General features: G+C 44.9%; 12 protein-coding genes and 1 tRNA gene. 4 read left to right on the top strand and 9 right to left on the bottom strand.

Annotated elements, in window-relative coordinates:
- The first annotated feature begins 549 nt into the window (after positions 1–549).
- A complete protein-coding gene (locus tag ACE99V_RS02315; RefSeq protein WP_400489517.1) occupies positions 550–657 on the top strand; it encodes a putative holin-like toxin in 108 nt (35 codons plus the stop codon).
- A 508-nt stretch (positions 658–1,165) separates the two neighbouring features.
- Here ACE99V_RS02315 and ACE99V_RS02310 read toward each other — a convergent pair.
- The 7 genes from ACE99V_RS02310 to ACE99V_RS02280 all read right to left on the bottom strand — a co-directional run bounded on the left by ACE99V_RS02310 (position 1,166) and on the right by ACE99V_RS02280 (position 12,904).
- The gene (locus ACE99V_RS02310; RefSeq protein WP_400489527.1) at positions 1,166–1,675 is read right to left on the bottom strand and encodes a DUF4411 family protein; all 510 of its coding nucleotides are present in this window, start codon (positions 1,673–1,675) and stop codon (positions 1,166–1,168) included.
- Entirely contained in the window at positions 1,672–2,823 is a 1,152-nt protein-coding gene (locus ACE99V_RS02305; RefSeq protein ID WP_400489525.1) for an ImmA/IrrE family metallo-endopeptidase, read from the bottom strand. The genes ACE99V_RS02310 and ACE99V_RS02305 overlap by 4 nt, the downstream gene beginning before the upstream one ends.
- A 132-nt stretch (positions 2,824–2,955) precedes the next feature.
- The gene (locus ACE99V_RS02300) at positions 2,956–6,006 is read right to left on the bottom strand and encodes a type III restriction-modification system endonuclease (RefSeq protein WP_400489524.1); all 3,051 of its coding nucleotides are present in this window, start codon (positions 6,004–6,006) and stop codon (positions 2,956–2,958) included.
- A gap of 15 nt (positions 6,007–6,021) precedes the next feature.
- Positions 6,022–7,878, bottom strand: a complete 1,857-nt coding sequence (locus ACE99V_RS02295; RefSeq protein WP_400489523.1) for a site-specific DNA-methyltransferase — start codon at positions 7,876–7,878, stop codon at positions 6,022–6,024.
- 17 nt (positions 7,879–7,895) lie between these two features.
- On the bottom strand, positions 7,896–8,549 hold the full coding sequence (locus ACE99V_RS02290) for a DUF4391 domain-containing protein (protein ID WP_400489522.1): 654 nt from the start codon (positions 8,547–8,549) through the stop codon (positions 7,896–7,898).
- Positions 8,549–11,803, bottom strand: coding sequence for a helicase-related protein (locus tag ACE99V_RS02285; RefSeq protein WP_400489520.1), 3,255 nt, complete (start codon positions 11,801–11,803; stop codon positions 8,549–8,551). Before ACE99V_RS02285 ends, ACE99V_RS02290 begins: the two co-directional genes overlap by 1 nt.
- Positions 11,804–12,319: 516 nt before the next feature.
- Positions 12,320–12,904: an LCP family protein gene (locus tag ACE99V_RS02280; RefSeq protein ID WP_400489519.1), complete on the bottom strand. Its 585-nt coding sequence runs from the start codon at positions 12,902–12,904 to the stop codon at positions 12,320–12,322.
- A gap of 84 nt (positions 12,905–12,988) precedes the next feature.
- On the opposite strand from ACE99V_RS02280, the gene ACE99V_RS02275 reads away from it, so the two are divergent.
- The gene (locus tag ACE99V_RS02275; RefSeq protein ID WP_400489518.1) at positions 12,989–13,390 is read left to right on the top strand and encodes a hypothetical protein; all 402 of its coding nucleotides are present in this window, start codon (positions 12,989–12,991) and stop codon (positions 13,388–13,390) included.
- 231 nt (positions 13,391–13,621) lie between these two features.
- Complete coding sequence (locus ACE99V_RS02270; RefSeq protein ID WP_400489517.1) at positions 13,622–13,729, top strand: putative holin-like toxin; 108 nt, start codon at positions 13,622–13,624, stop codon at positions 13,727–13,729.
- A gap of 208 nt (positions 13,730–13,937) precedes the next feature.
- On the opposite strand, the gene ACE99V_RS02265 is transcribed toward ACE99V_RS02270, so the two are convergent.
- Positions 13,938–14,013: transfer RNA gene (locus ACE99V_RS02265), tRNA-Ala, on the bottom strand.
- A 217-nt stretch (positions 14,014–14,230) separates the two neighbouring features.
- Between ACE99V_RS02265 and ACE99V_RS02260 the strand changes: the two genes are divergently transcribed.
- Positions 14,231–14,839, top strand: coding sequence for a YdcF family protein (locus ACE99V_RS02260; protein WP_400489516.1), 609 nt, complete (start codon positions 14,231–14,233; stop codon positions 14,837–14,839).
- 9 nt (positions 14,840–14,848) lie between these two features.
- Here the strand turns inward: ACE99V_RS02260 and dnaI are convergent, their stop codons facing one another.
- On the bottom strand, positions 14,849–15,787 hold the full coding sequence (dnaI, locus tag ACE99V_RS02255; RefSeq protein ID WP_400489515.1) for a primosomal protein DnaI: 939 nt from the start codon (positions 15,785–15,787) through the stop codon (positions 14,849–14,851).
- Positions 15,788–15,793 lie beyond the last annotated feature (6 nt).

Here is a 15,793-nt window from a genome sequence, read left to right as displayed (position 1 = left end):
ACTACTTCCATTTAGAGAGCTGAATTCCTTTTGTTTTTGACTTACCCCAGGAATTTTTCAGGGGAAACTAGCTAACGCTTCGCCGGGCGGGGCCCATTTTCTCCCCGCAAGGAAGTGAAAACGGTCCGCTTCGCGACGATACACGGGGGCAGCGCCAAAGTCGCGTCGCTACGATGTTATTTCAGAGGTGACGCTGCAGATCCCCGTGTCCACGTCGCTGCGCTAGCAGGTCGTCACAGCTCGCGTACGGTTGGAAGAAACGGTCCCTCACACAAACATACGGGTTTGTCTACAAACTGAGAAAAAGGGCTCTTCGGCCCTTTTTCTATTTATATCGGCTTCGCCAAATCCCTACTTCAACTGTTGGTGGACCCTATCGGAATCGAACCACTGAACTCTCTACTGCCAATGTAGCGCTCTACTACAGTGGATAATCTCACTGCCTATTATTCTTTCATTACATCTGGTAAATTGTGCTATAATTGGACTGGCACATAGAACGGTTTGCAAGGGCGGTCGGCTACCTCTCCAAAGAAGGGAGGGATGCCCATGGAGGTTAAAGACGCTTTGACGTTGATGATCAGTTTTGGTGCGCTTCTTATTGCGCTGCTGACGCTGGTTGTCGCCATCATTGCCGCGTTTAACCAAAAGAAATAGACCGCCCTAGCCAAGGTGTACGGTCTATTTCTCGATCGTAGCTCCGATGCCGACCGCCTTTGAAGCGGTCTACTGTGCCGGGGAGTCGTGTTACAGCACGGCTCCTTCTTTAGTTTTATTATACATTTTCCAATTTATACGTGCAAGATTCGGCTCACGACTAAAAACGCAACCTGCGAATAGGTTGCGTTACATTTTTTTATGTATGGTGGACCCTATCGGGATCGAACCGACGACCTCTACACTGCCAGCGTGGAGATGTACTGTCCTCGCGTATCTCAAAATGCCCGGAAGCCTACTCCTATAAGGGTTTTCGGGCATCACTCTGTTTTTATGTATCCCTAGGTTTCCGGCTGTTTTCGGGGGTTTTGTGACCATTGTTGTGACCACAGATACAGATCACCGTATCTATTGATATGGTAAACTGAACAGCAAAGGAGAGGCAAAGTTTCCGCCTCTCCTAAAATTATGTGTATGTGTTAATTTGTCATTGTCATTATCATTGCCCTTACTCTCCAAGGCTAGCATTTAACTTACGAAGCATTTCAAACGTGTTCATGTAATCAACCCCCATAGCTCTACAAGCATTAGGGATCAAAATTCTTTTCCTAGCATCCCTACTATATTGTTCTTGAGTAACAACAACACAATTGTACGCTTTAGCAAAAGCAACTACCCAGCTGTCCGCAACATCTGCAAACTCTGTTTTGGCAAAGTCATGATATTGATCTTCTCCGATAGACCAGTCAATTAACTCACGATATGCTTCGAATACCTCTTCATTTTCAGTTGAGGCAAACCAATGATCAAATTCGGAGAGTGCCCACTTATTTAAGGCGTCTTCTTGACCTGAATTCATTAGCTCGTCCTTAACTCTATCGATACTTACTATATGACCTCTATCTGCTAACTCCAACAGGACACGCCAAAAACAAGGTGCGATGTCAAAGGCATAGTACCTCCTATGTGCTTCAACTAGAACATTAGTATCTAATACAAATCTTAATGAATCTGTCATGAATACACCTCAATTCCAAGGTGTTTCGCATACTCCGAAAAGGTATTTCCTTTAAGGCCTGTCAGTCTATATGCTTCATTATATTGCAAACGCCCTTCCTTTGCACTTGTAAACACAGCTTCCGCAAAACGTCGGCCAATTCGGAAGTGTTGGTTCGAGTAGAAGTTTCCCCCACCTTCTCCATCTTGAGCTTGTTTACGCTCAATTTCAACCCATGCATGATAAAAATTAAAAAACTCATCTCTAGTTATCAACATCAAGTCTAAAGCTCTTCGAGCTGTTACAATACTGCTCACCTTGAAATGTTTTGCCAAAAGGTTGAACCGATCGGGGTCATTATTGATACTCCCCCACACCGATCTCAACTGATCTTCTGGCACGAGGAATTCTGCTGCTGTTTGATTACAAGCTTGCTCAATCGCTTTATTAGAAGGTTGTAGGTTAGAAAGATCAAAGGCTGCACTTGCCCCAAACCAGATGTGAGCTAATTCGTGAGCAATGGTAAACATCTGTGCAGCCTTGCCATCAGCTCCGTTTATGAATATCAGCGGGGCATATTCGTCCACAAGAACAAAACCCCTGAATTCATTCACATCCAACTTCCTATGTGTGTTGTTCCCTACTATTCCATTTCTAACAACCAAGACACCAATATTCTCAATTTTAGTCATTAACATTTGGAGAGCTTCCTGCCAACTATTACAGTCTGCTGCCCAACCATTTCCAATTTCTAAAGTCCTTCTAATTTTTTGGGCCACGTCCTTGGGTTTATCCGTTAATTGGCAAGATCCAACATAGGATAGCGGCTCTTGACCCATATCCAACAAATATTCACGCATCCATGCTTGCCGTCGTTGCATCATTTGGACAGTTTCCAGCAAGTCAGGGCTTGGTTTAGAAGCATAAGTATCATCAATTGTTCTGTAGTGCGGAATAGGCAACTGTATTTGCGGTGGTTTAGATAAAAAGAAAAAACCGAGTGGAGTGGAAGTGGCTTTAGCAAGCTGCTCCAATTGTCTTAATGTTGGTTGTGTTTCATTTTTCATCCAACTAATCAACTTCGGGAACTTCTTTTCAATCGTCTCAGCTACATCTGCACGTTGTAAAGCCCACCGAATCACTTCTGGGTTCACTGCAACTCTTGCCACTTCCGCCACCTCCTTTTTAAGTTCATTTTATGATGTTTCATTGGTATTTGGAATCACAATTTTATAAGCTGTAGCTATTCAACCAGTATCACCGATTAACAAATTCCAGCAATATTATGCCCAAAGTTTAATTCAAGCCTTCACAATCTCCAACAACTTCTCATAACTGTTCACCACATCATACTTCAATTGACCTGTATTCAACTTAGCAAAGTGTTTCCGGGCACATTCGATCTTCGCCTTCTCCACTTCACGGAGTTCCATGGATTCCATGGAGCCTTTCGTTTCCGCGATGAAGTAAATGTGCTTGACTTCGCCTTCTTTGAATACAATCGCCCAGTCAGGATTGTAATTGCCCATTGGCGTCGGGATGAAAAATCCCCGCGGCAGTTTGGCGTACACTCGAACTTCGTTGCTGACATCAAGCTCTTTAGCAAAAGCACGCTCGATCTTGGAATCCGTCACAACATAGTCGTAAATGTGTTTTTCAACCGGTACCGCATTCTGCCCTAATTGCCCTGATAATGTATTTTTCGTAAATACGTCCGCTTCGAACGTATCATTGAGAACATCATATGTGATGGATTCAATGATCGTCGTCGCCTTCTGCTCGTTGATCAGCTTGGCGGCACGAATCATGAATTCTTCCGGGTTTTTGCGGAATTGAAGGAAAGTCGCTTCTTTGATCCCCGTTAAAATTGCCACGATCGTCTTTCTCGTCAGCCGCGTTTCGTCCATTAGCTTTCCGACCAAATCGTATTTCACCCGAAAATCCGGTTTCACTTCCACAAACTCGGTTTTTGTTTCACGTGTCAGAAAGGCTTCCCCCGATTTTAACTGTTGTTGGGACTCAATTCGGTTCATTTCGCCATGCCTGATTGCATATCGGATCGCAGGCACTTGTAAATGATTGTCCAAAGTCCATACACATTTCTTAACAAGTTCCTCGGAGTCGAATTTGACGGTATACACGGATTTGCGATTAATTTGGTTCCAAAGCTCTTGAAATTCCTTTTTATAAAAATTGTTATTGACCGTAACGGAAGCAATATTGCGGTTCCGTTCATTATCCGCCAGATTCGATTTGCCCTCTACATAAATCGACTTAACCAATTCGACCAACGGTTCCTGAAAGTCCGTCAATTCCTCAGGAAGTTTGAGACTCTGGTTTTCTACAGCATTAAAATAAACATCCGTCAAATTGTACTGATCATCCACATAATCATTTTTAATGAACGTGTACAGTAACTTGCTTGCCAAGGCATCTTCTAATTTCAATTGCTCGCCGCGTGCATTCTTCAACACTTTATCCAAGAAGAAGTCGCGATCTGCTTTGCGTGGGCGATCGGACAGCGTTTCGGCGATTTCATTTTGCAGCTGTTTCGCAAATTGCTCGTACGACTCACTGGCGATGACGGTCAGCACATTAATCTCATGAACGTCGATACCTGGTACACTCGAATCCATCCGTTCACCATTCTGATTGACACAAAGCCGGAGTCCCCGCCCGACTTCCTGACGTTTCTTGATGGTGGAATCGCTATGTTTCAGCGTGCAAATCTGAAACACATTCGGATTATCCCAACCTTCCTTAAGAGCAGAGTGGGAGAAGATAAACCGAGTGGGTTCCGAGAAGCTAAGCAATCGCTCTTTATCCCGCATAATCAGGTCATAAGCGTCCGCATCATCGGAGTCCGTCTCTCTTGCCGATACCTTCGGATCGACATAACGGTTGCTTTTCTTATCGATCGAGAAATAACCCTTATGCGTTTCTTTCACCTGTATCCGATTCAAATATTGGATATATGGATCATCTGCAAATAGCGACAATTGCTCATTGAGCAAAGCCGTGTATTCTTCCTCAAACATATCTACGTAGACGCCATTTAATTCCGAGCCATTTTTATCATATTGCCGGTATTTCGCCACCTCATCGATGAAAAAGAGCGATAGCACTTTAATCCCTTGATGAAACATCGCTCGTTCCTTCTCGAAATGTGACTTAATCGTTTCCCGAATCTGAATCCGACGGAAATGCAGTTCTCCTACATCCCCCTGGACGTCACCAGCGTATAAAGTTACGCCGTTTATAAAGCTAATGCTGTTGTTTTGCCCATTAATTTCGGACACTTTGTATCCCTTGTACTGCTCAAGCTCACCGGACAATTGGTACAGATCATCGTTCTGCCTGATTTTTTGCGTTTTTCTTGCAAGGCCCGTTTTTGTCTTCACTTCGAATTCCAGCCGGGCCACCGGAGCCTGCTTCGTGCTCACATCGATGCCTTCCAGATACAGATAGCTGTCCGTGCCGCTTGTTCCTTTAGCCGAAATCCCCTTCACGCTGATCTTTTTCACCAGCTTTTTGTTGTATGCATCCAGAGCGTCGAGTCGGTACACTTTGTTGTAATCTTCACGATGCGTCGCCGAATAACGCAAGGTAAACAACGGATTGAATGCCTTCAGAGATTCTTTCGTCTGTTTGCCTTCAACAGATTGAGGCTCGTCTATGATCAGGATCGGATTCGTGCTCGCCAGAACGTCTATCGGTTTGCGGCTGTTGAAATCATCCAGTTCCATGTAAATCCGTCTTGCATCTTTCCCTCTCGCATTAAAGGCTTGCGAGTTGATAATCATGACATTGATCCCGGCGTCGCTGGCAAATTTCTCGATATGGTGCAATTGCTTCGAATTATACACAAAGTATCGTGCCTTCGTGCCGTATTCGGACATGAAGTGATCTTCCGTAATCTGGAATGTCTTGAGCACACCTTCACGAATGGCGATAGAAGGAACAACGACAATAAACTTGCTCCATCCGTACTTTTGGTATAGTTCGAACATGGTACGGATGTACGTGTAGGTTTTGCCTGTCCCGGTTTCCATTTCGATCGTCAGATTATATTTGCCTTCAAGCTTCTCGGATATTTTCAGACCGTTCTTCCGTTGCACCGTTTGAATGTTTTTTAAGATTTCTTGATCAATCAATTGAATAGCGTTGTTCTTGAATCCGATGTTCGCTTGTTCGGTATTCGCAAGATCATCCATGACCATTTGTTCCGGCTTTTGTCTTCTGCCTCGGTCAAGTGTAAATCGGGACAACTCATTAGGCTGCCCCTCAAAGCAATCCACGATACTTTTCACGGCGTCCAACTGAAACTGCTGATGTTTGAATTTGATCTTCAATTTGAGCTCACCACCTTACAGCACTTGAATTTCTGTGCCCGGAGAGAGCATCTTGAACAATTCTTCTACATTGATTCGTGCGGAATCATCTTCAAAGGAACTGTCGCGGAATACAACCCGAAGAGGCTGTTCTGCGGCAATTTGTTTCATAACGGATTCCGGCACGTTGTCATCAAAACATGCGATTAAAGAGTTCCCGGCGACGTAATGAACCGTCTTCCCTTCAAGCTGCTTCGTTTCCATAGGCAGCGAAAGCTCAAGGCCGAGCTCCAGCATGACCTGGATGAGCAAATCTTCCCCGGTACGATCTTCCTTGATATTGGATTCGAGATCGAACAGTTCGCCCTGCCTCAGCTTGTCAGGTGTATAGTAAACATCTTTCATGTTCGATGAATCCACGCGGAATACCCGGAAGCCGTAATCGATGTCGGCCCCTGTTTCTTCTTTTATTTTCTTGGCGGCTCGGCGGATGCGTTCTTTGCCGATTTCGCAGATGTTTGTTAACCCAGCACTCTTTGCTTCCGCTGTATCATCAATCGTTTCCGGTATTTGAACCATTATGAATGAACGAACCGACTGATCTTTCACATTAAGCTTAAACACAGCTTCTGCCGTTGTAGCAGATCCAGAGAAAAAGTCCAGAATTATATCTGATGAATTCGTGACTTGTTCAAGCAATTGCTCGATTAGAGAGACTGGTTTCGAGTAATTAAAGATTGGAATATCAAAGAGCTCCTTGATGATCTTAGTTCCTTCAGAATTCATTCCAACTTCAAGAAGTAAAGTTGAGATTGGATCAACGTCCCGCTTTAATTCACTCATAAATCGTTTCAGCATAGGACGTTTACTGTTGTCTTCTGGAAAAACCACTCTCTCTTCAGCGAGCAATTTTTGCATCGATTCTGGGATAAATGCCCAAACTCTATTTGGATTAGCCTTATAAACTTTATTTGTTTTCGGATCAATTAAATCATAAAACTGATTGGGTCTTTGATCCTTTGTCATTCCTACCGTCAAATCACCGAGCGTCCATGGACCTCTTGGATCATTGTCGGGATTTTTATATGTTGAATAATTTTTTTCCTTGCCTTTGAAAACTACTCCGCTATTTTTACCATAAGCCAATACATATTCATGATCAGTCGAAACCAAATTTGAGGCCATTGCTGATGAAGCCCTTCGTTTCCAAACAAAACAACCCACAAAAGACTCTTTCCCGAATATTTCATCACAAATCTTTTGCATATTATTCAATTCATTGTCGTCAATACTAATAAAGATGACACCGTCATTTTTAAGTAGATTCCTTGAAACCTTTAGCCTAGAGTACATCATTGTCAACCAATCACTATGAAACCGACCATTTGAATTCGGATTTGGGACCAATCGATTTCCGCTGTCATCGACTTGACCCGATTCTTCCAGATATTCATCTACTGACTCTCGATAATTATCCTTATATACAAAATCATTGCCCGTATTGTATGGCGGATCGATATAAATACATTTAACTTTGTTCAAGTATGATTCTTGAAGCAACTTCAGTACTTCAAGGTTATCACCCTCAATGTATATGTTTTTCGTATTGTCCCAATCGACGCTATCTTCTTTGATCGGTCTTAGTGTTTTATCAATTGGAGTATTTGCGTTCAGAATGGCTTGTTTCTTTCCTGGCCATGTCAATTGATACCGTTCCTTGTCACCTTCTACAAGAAAGTCAGACAGTTCCTGCTTCAACAAATCAAAATCGACCGCTCGCTTGATTTTTCCTTGTTCATCTCTGGCTTCGGTGATCACGTTGGGGAACAACTTTGCAATCTTATCGATATTGGCTTGAGTCAAATCGACCGATTTCATTGTCAGCTTCTTCATGGTTGACCTCCGTTTCCTTAATCAAGAAGTTGATTCAACTCTTTCCTCTTTCGTTGTAGCTCCATGTTCAATTCAACCTTCTTGTTGAATTGTTTTTCAGCCCGTATCTTGGACTCTAGCCGTTGGCATTCTTGCGTAAGCTTATCAATATGGGCTTGCCGCTCCAAAACCGCTGAAAGCTCGATTTCCGACTTCATCTTAATGGGAAGCAGTTGGCGGATGATGTTCTCATACACAGCCTTTAGATCGAGTCCTTGGAGGATGTTCAGCTCGATACTCTCCACCGGCTGCCAGTCCGTCTCATGGTAGGAACGAACGACAGACCGATTGTCGTCGGTCTGATTTCGTTCTTTATACGCGATGGCAAGCTTGGCCTGTCCCTCAACCATCAGTACATGCAAGATAGGATAGGGAATCGCCTTATCTATGCTCCGCAACAATTCAAGGGAGTACGATTGCTCCTTCAAATGGACTTCGAAAATCTGAATTTCTTCGATATCCTCTTTCGGTTCAAGACGAATCGTGTCCTTGGATAGCTTGTGCTTCCAGAGGATCGATTCGACTAGTTCAGTAAACAGTTCCTTAAGATGATGATTTGCTCGCAGCTTCTCATAAAATTTGTTCTTCGGAATTTTACGGTTTACAAGCGTGCTTGAAGGCAATTGAAACATTATGCATTCACCTGCCTGATGACGACAAAGGTGATGAGTTCAAAGTCCTCAAGCCCTTTAATCGAGTCTATAAGTGCTGTCGTGCCTCCCGAAGAGAACAAGCTATCCAGATCGTTTTCTTCTTTCACCTGTACAATCGAGCGGATGGTCTCTTCCAACAGCATGGAATACATGTCCATCTTTCTGCCGTCTTTCGTCGCTTGATTGAAGCTGCGGCAAGCATCCATCATCGGTTCCGATTGCCCTCTGCATAAGGCTCGCAGGATATCCAACGTCTTTTTGACATCCATATGATTGGTGATGACTTCGCCGTCTTCGCTCATATAGACAAGGTAAAAGGGATGCAACCGGTTCTGCTTGTCGGGATTCAATTCTTCATTGACGTTACGAAGAACAAAGATGACGCCGGGGTTTGCTCCCTTGTCTTCATCGGCAGCCACAACCGCATGCAGTCCGCTTGGCACGGTATCAAGTTCGTCATTCTCCTTGACATAGTTCACCAAGTCCATGCGAAAATCGTTTAGACCCAAATCGGTGATGGAGACGCCTGTGTTCATATCATCCAGATCGACGACTTCCTTTTGCAAACGATGAAGTTGCTGCTTCCGATATTCCAGATCGCTGGATTGATTGAACAGAACGTTATCATCGCCGGTTGCCGTCATATCCATGATGACCATGCGATTTTCGACCCGTTCTTTTAACTGAATGTATTCATCCAGCGTCATGTTTGGCCAGAAGTTCACCAATTGAATTTCCTTGTTTTGCGACCCTATCCGATCTATCCGACCAAATCGTTGAATAATACGTACTGGATTCCAGTGAATGTCATAGTTGATGAGATAGTCGCAATCTTGCAAGTTTTGACCTTCGGAGATACAGTCAGAAGCGATGAGCAGATCAATCTCGCCTTTTACATCCGGCATGGTCAGTTTCTTCTCCTTGGATCGCGGCGAGAAGCAGGTCAACAATGTGCTGATGTCATTCCGCAAACCAGCGGTGTTTTTGTTCTCGTCGCTGCCGACGATTATGGCCGTGTCGATATTGTACTCCGCCATCATGTACGCAGATAAATGCTTGTACAAGTACGCCGCGGTATCCGTGAATGCACTGAAAATGATGACCTTGCGGTTGCCGGGGTTGATCGGATGATTCATTTTGTGATCGATCACTTGCTTTAATGTGTTTAGCTTCTCATCATGTTCAGGCGTTACTTTCCGCATCTCAGTCAGTAGGGCAGAAAGTATGTTGCGGTCATTCGTCAAATCTTCTTTCCAGCGAAGAACATCCATATCGGACAAATTGATCTTGATCGTATCCCCGATGCTGAAATCATCGTCCAACCAGTCGGCATCGTCAAGATTGGCATCCTCAATATCGGTATAACCTACAGCTTCGGACTTACCGCTTCGCTCGAACGCTTCGATTTGCTGAAGCGTCTGATCGAGTTTGGATACAATCTTGGAAAGGGTCAATCGGAACGACTCCACTGAACTTTCCAAGCGTTTCAGCAGGTTAATACGCATCAAGAGCTGCAAGCTTCCTTCACGATCCATCTGCCTGAAGCTCCCGCTTCCGCCTTTCACGCTCGTGTCATACAACTCTTCATAGAAACGCAATCGGCTCGGCTGAATGTATTTGAACGGAGCATAGATGCCGAGATTGATTCTGGACAACTCTATAAAAATATCATTATACCCGATGACATCCGTTCTGTCCGTTAAATCGCAAAACTTCGAGAGAGGCGGCAACCGTCTTGGGAACTCGCCAATCTCCTCCGCTTTGTAATACTTCTGGATATGCTTGCGTGACCGGGCGATCGTCAAACTGTCCAGCAGCTCAAAAAAGTCGAAGTCGAGCATACCAAGAAGCGTCTCCGTTGTCCGCTCAGCTACATCCAACTTGGACCACTGGTTAAACGCGAACTGGGCTCGTTTGAAGATGTCGTTGATACCCCGCTCCGTCCCCAGCTTGTTGTTGATTTCTTCAGGATTTCCTTCATATGCCAAGGCAAGCTGGTTGCGAAGATCCATGAACTTATTGTTCACAGGCGTAGCAGACAGCATAAGCACTTTTGTCTTCACGCCGCTTTTCAACACTTTCCGCATCAGCATCTGATACCGCGTCTCTTTATCTTTCTTGGCTTCGTTGTTGCGGAAGTTATGCGACTCATCAATGACAAGCAGATCATAATTGCCCCAATTCAACCGGTCGAGCGGAATGTCGTTTGATTTGCCTCTTTCCCGCGATATATCCGTATGGTAGAGTACGTCGTAGCGGAATCGGTCGGCATACAGAATGTTGTTGGTCACGTTCTGTTTATATGTAAGCCAGTTGTCGCCGAGCTTCTTGGGACATAGCAACAATACGGACTTGTTGCGAAGCTCATAGTATTTGATGACCCCTAGTGCCGTGAATGTTTTTCCTAGACCGACGCTGTCTGCCAGAATACATCCATTGTATTTTTCCAGTTTATTAATCGCACCAAGAACCGCGTCTTTCTGGAAGTGATAGAGACGTTTCCAGATTTCCGTCTCTTTGAATCCGGTTGCTTCATTGGGCAAAATGTCTTCTGTGATGTCCGATAGAAATTCGTTAAAGATGTTGTACAAAATAACATAGTAAATGAACTCCGGAGAGTTCTCTTTATACACGGATGAAATATGCTCCACGACTTGGTTCGTGACATCTTCAAGCTTACTTTTGTCGTTCCACACCTGATCGAACAGATCAAAATACATTTTGGTAAATGGAGCTTCCGTGAACTTGTTCACCATCTTAGAGAGAGCATTGCCCTTTTCATAACCAAGATCAACGGTTGTAAAGCCATCAATCGGCATATAGGTGATCGACTCGTCGGCAGTCTGCACATTCAACATGCCTTGCATCGAACCTGAAGTACGGTTCGATTTGAACGTGACTTTCTTGCGAATCCAGTCGCTGCATTCTTTTGCAATTGCTTTGAGCGTCAATTCGTTTTTGAGGCGGATTTCAAATTCGGTGCCGTACAAGCTTTTTTCCCGATTCCGTTTCGGGATGTAAAATTCCCGCTTCTCCTTTTTTATGCTATCCGCAATAAAGGTGGGAGAGGTGAAGATGAACCGGACTTCTTCCACCTGATTCAGTTCTTTCATTAAGGCTTCATATGCATAAATGGAGAAACATGATGCAGCAATCGATACTTTGCTACCATTGCGAACCTCAAGTTTCAAATTTTCGCCAAGAAGATGGTCGATGTTATTGATGATTTCCATAGTTCACCTCTTGTTCCGCCCGAAACCACGCAACTTTTCCTTTTCGACATCCCCCTTTGAAATTCCTTGTTTGAAGTAGTTCTGATTTCCTATTTGAGGAAATATATTGTTCGATGATGACTTTTGTAACGTGAATTGGGTGTTGAACTTGAAAAAATTGATGTTTCGGCCTCAGCACCGCCTTACCCAGGCAAGAATCCCAATGAAACAAGCCAAAAGTCCACAAAATCATCCGATGAAGGGTTACTGTCGGCTGATCAATATTCTATATATCTTCAATATTGATAAATTGTAACGTACCAATGCAAATAAACAGAAAAAGCCGAAATCGTTTTGAATCGGCCCACTAAGCTATATCTCAGAATTGATAGTAAGCTCAACTCGAGAAATTTATCCCCCCAAATCCCACCTTTCGGCCATCGCTATTTGTGAAAAAAAGTGAGGTTCGCAATCCCTCGCCACGATATCGATTCTGTTGTCTGGTAGAGACTAATACCGACAGCTAATCGCATTGCTTCAGTTGCTTTGAGTACGGGAACCATCGTTCAGAACGCCTTTTACGTATGACTTTACCTGCTCAAGTTCTTCAACATAAATTACGCCTTTTCCGTTCACTGATTTTTCTCGTATGAGTTCCTTCGGCGGCAATTGAATGCTGTCAAAGCTTTCCGTGTCAATATCAAAGCCAAGTTTGCCCAACTTTATCATATCATCGACATTGAGGTTCGTTTCGATGAATGGCTCGATAGCTTCTATTAGGTTCGGAAGCTCCATAGCCGTCGTAGTAGTCAGCAACATTTTGGCGACGGCCTTCAAAAAATTTCGTTGCCGTTCCGTGCGTGCGAAATCGCTCAATGCATCATGTCGGAATCGAACGTACTGCAATGCCTTTATTCCGTCCAAGTGCTGATAACCCTTTTCCAAATGGATTTGGTATATTGACGTTGGATCGTCATTGGAATCGACATAGTTCATATCTTTCTCTACTTCTATGTCAACGCCACCGATTACATCAGACAAATTGATGAAGCCCGGTAAGTTCATGTACACATAATATTGGATTGGGATACCCGCCCATTCTTCGACTGTTCGTATTGCCATATTTATCCCGGCAAGAAAACTAAACAAGTTATCGAAAAATTTAGCATGGTTGTTAAAAAATCACTTAAGCAGTTCTCTAACGACATGGTTAATGATCAGTTAAAAGCTGCCTTAGCAAATCACATTGATGAAACAACAAGTGAAGCAAAAAATAGCATTGAACAAACCGCAGCCACAACTGACACTAGTGCTGATACTCCTCAAATTGTAACAACAGAAGCAGAAATAGAAGGTTACGTTACCATAAAACTTCTACTAAAAGAAACTGTTTCAAATGAGCGAATTTATTACAGGGACAACTTAAGCTATTTTAAAATTCTACTTGATAACAACATCAGGAAGTGGATTTGTCGTTTAGGACTTAACGGTTCTAATAAATACATTCAGTTTAATGACGAAGCGAAAACAACTTATAACATTGAGAAAATTGACGATCTGATAAGCTATAAAGAGAAGATCAATGAAACGGCTAAAAAGTTTTTGTAATAATAAATCTTTTCGAAAAAGTAATGCGTGTATGATCAAATTTGTGATCAATCACGCTTTTTTTGTTGTTCTCTAGTTGTGTAAAATATTTATAAACAGCAAAAAACAGTGGATAATCCCACTGCCTATTATTCTTTCATTACATCTGGTAAATTGTGCTATAATTGGACTGGCACATAGAACGGTTTGCAAGGGCGGTCGGCTACCTCTCCAAAGAAGGGAGGGATGCCCATGGAGGTTAAAGACGCTTTGACGTTGATGATCAGTTTTGGTGCGCTTCTTATTGCGCTGCTGACGCTGGTTGTCGCCATCATTGCCGCGTTTAACCAAAAGAAATAGACCGCCCTAGCCAAGGTGTACGGTCTATTTCTCGATCGTAGCTCCGATGCCGACCGCCTTTGAAGCGGTCTACTGTGCCGGGGAGTCGTGTTACAGCACGGCTCCTTCTTTAGTTTTATTATACATTTTCCAATTTATACGTGCAAGATTCGGCTCACGACTAAAAACGCAACCTGCAAATAGGTTGCGTTACAATTTTTTTATGTATTGGTGGACCCTATCGGGATCGAACCGACGACCTCTACACTGCCAGTGTAGCGCTCTCCCAGCTGAGCTAAGGGCCCGTGCGTTGTGATCTTGCTGACAAAAATGATTCTAACACACAACTCTTGGACAATGCAAGAGAAAAATCAATGGTTTTGTTTTACTCTCAATAAACTTTTGCAGGTGCCGTTGGGAACGGAAGCAGCCCCGTAACGTTTTTCGCCCCCCACACGTCAATCCATTGTAGAATAATCGTATGCACATATTTGGATCGTTACGGAAGTCTGGAGGTTCCCCATGTCAATCGCCACCCCTTGGAAAATGCGATTCCTTTTTCTATTGCTTGTCGTTCTTGCCCTACTTTTCATCTGGTTCGGGTATGTGCTCTGGCGGATCTCCCAGGTGGAAAAAGCGGCGCAGCCCCGCCATGCGGATGTGGCCATCGTATTGGGAGCCGCCGTGTGGGGAGAGGGGCCGAGTCCGGGCTTGCGGGAGCGTCTGGATCAGGCGCTGGCGCTCTACCAGCGGGGTTTCGTGCCTTACCTGCTGGTCACCGGCGGTGTGGGTGAAGGCAAAACCATCAGTGAAGCGGCGGTCATGCAGCGCTACCTGATGGAACAGGGCGTTCCGGAAGAGCGCATCCTGCTGGAGAATGAGGCGCGGGACACGTACCAAAACCTGAAGTACAGCAAACAGCTGATGGAGAAGCATGAACTGCAGTCGGCCCTGATCGTCACCCATGGCTACCATCTGGCCCGCGCACTGGAAATGGCGAAGTCGCTCGGGATTACGGCCTATCCTGTCGCTGTAAAATCACACGTTCTGAAGATCCCCTACTATAAAACAAGAGAGGTGCTGGCTTACACCAAATGGCACCTCTCCCAATACATTTCGAAAAACGGTTAAAATCACGAGCTATTCGGCGATTCGCTGATTTTTCCGCTCGATCAAAAATACGTCAACGTAGTGGCGAATGCGCTCCATGATGCGGCGCGCCTTCGTTACCTCGATCCGGTTGCCGTTGCTGATGGACAGATGCTCCTCCAGCTCCTCCAACGAATAGTTGGAGGTATAGAGGGTCGGCAAATGGTTGTTGACCCGCTGGTTGAGAATCACACCCAGCACCTCGTCGCGAATCCACGGCGTCAGGTTTTCCGCTCCGATATCGTCGAGGATGAGGACCGGCACTTCTTTCAACAGCTCCATCTTGCCGGCGTACGACTGATCGGCGATCGAATCTTTCATCTCGCGGACAAAGTCGGGGACATACACCATCAGGGACGCGATATTGCGCTCCGACAGTTCACGCGCAACGGCCCCCATCAGATAGCTTTTGCCCACGCCGAACGGCCCGTGCACATACATTCCTTTGACCTGCTTTCCGGAGCCGAGGCTTCGGCAAAACTGAATGGCGGCCGCCACCGCCTGACGGTTTTCATCGTCGTGCTCCATCCGGTCAAAGCTGGCCTGCATGGTCTCCTCGGAGATGTAATAGCTGCGCATCAGGCGCTGTCGCCGCAGATCCTCTTCGCGCGCCTGCTGTTTGGAGCAGGGGGCAATGGAGCTGACGATGGTGCCGTTCATCAAGTCCAGCTTGGTAAAGTGCCCTTTGACGATGTTGGGACAGGCATCCAGGCCGGGGCAGTTTTCGCACCAGTACTGCTCCTTCACCGCCGTATAAACCGTGGACAGCGCCCTCAATAAATCCTCTCGGGTCAGCTCCGGATGTCTTTGGTGAAACTCCTTCAAATACGCAGACGAGCGGAGCATTTTATCCAGCTGCTGCTCCGGCGTCAACAGGGCGCGCGGCGTACGTTTCGCCAGCTCCTGCATGAAACTGCTGATCGACTCCATTTACAC

Source organism: Brevibacillus soli, from assembly GCF_044759095.2.
Classification (GTDB): domain Bacteria; phylum Bacillota; class Bacilli; order Brevibacillales; family Brevibacillaceae; genus JBIYSM02.
The sequence above is the reverse complement of the archived record's forward strand: the minus strand, read 5'-3'. Positions and strand labels throughout refer to the sequence as shown.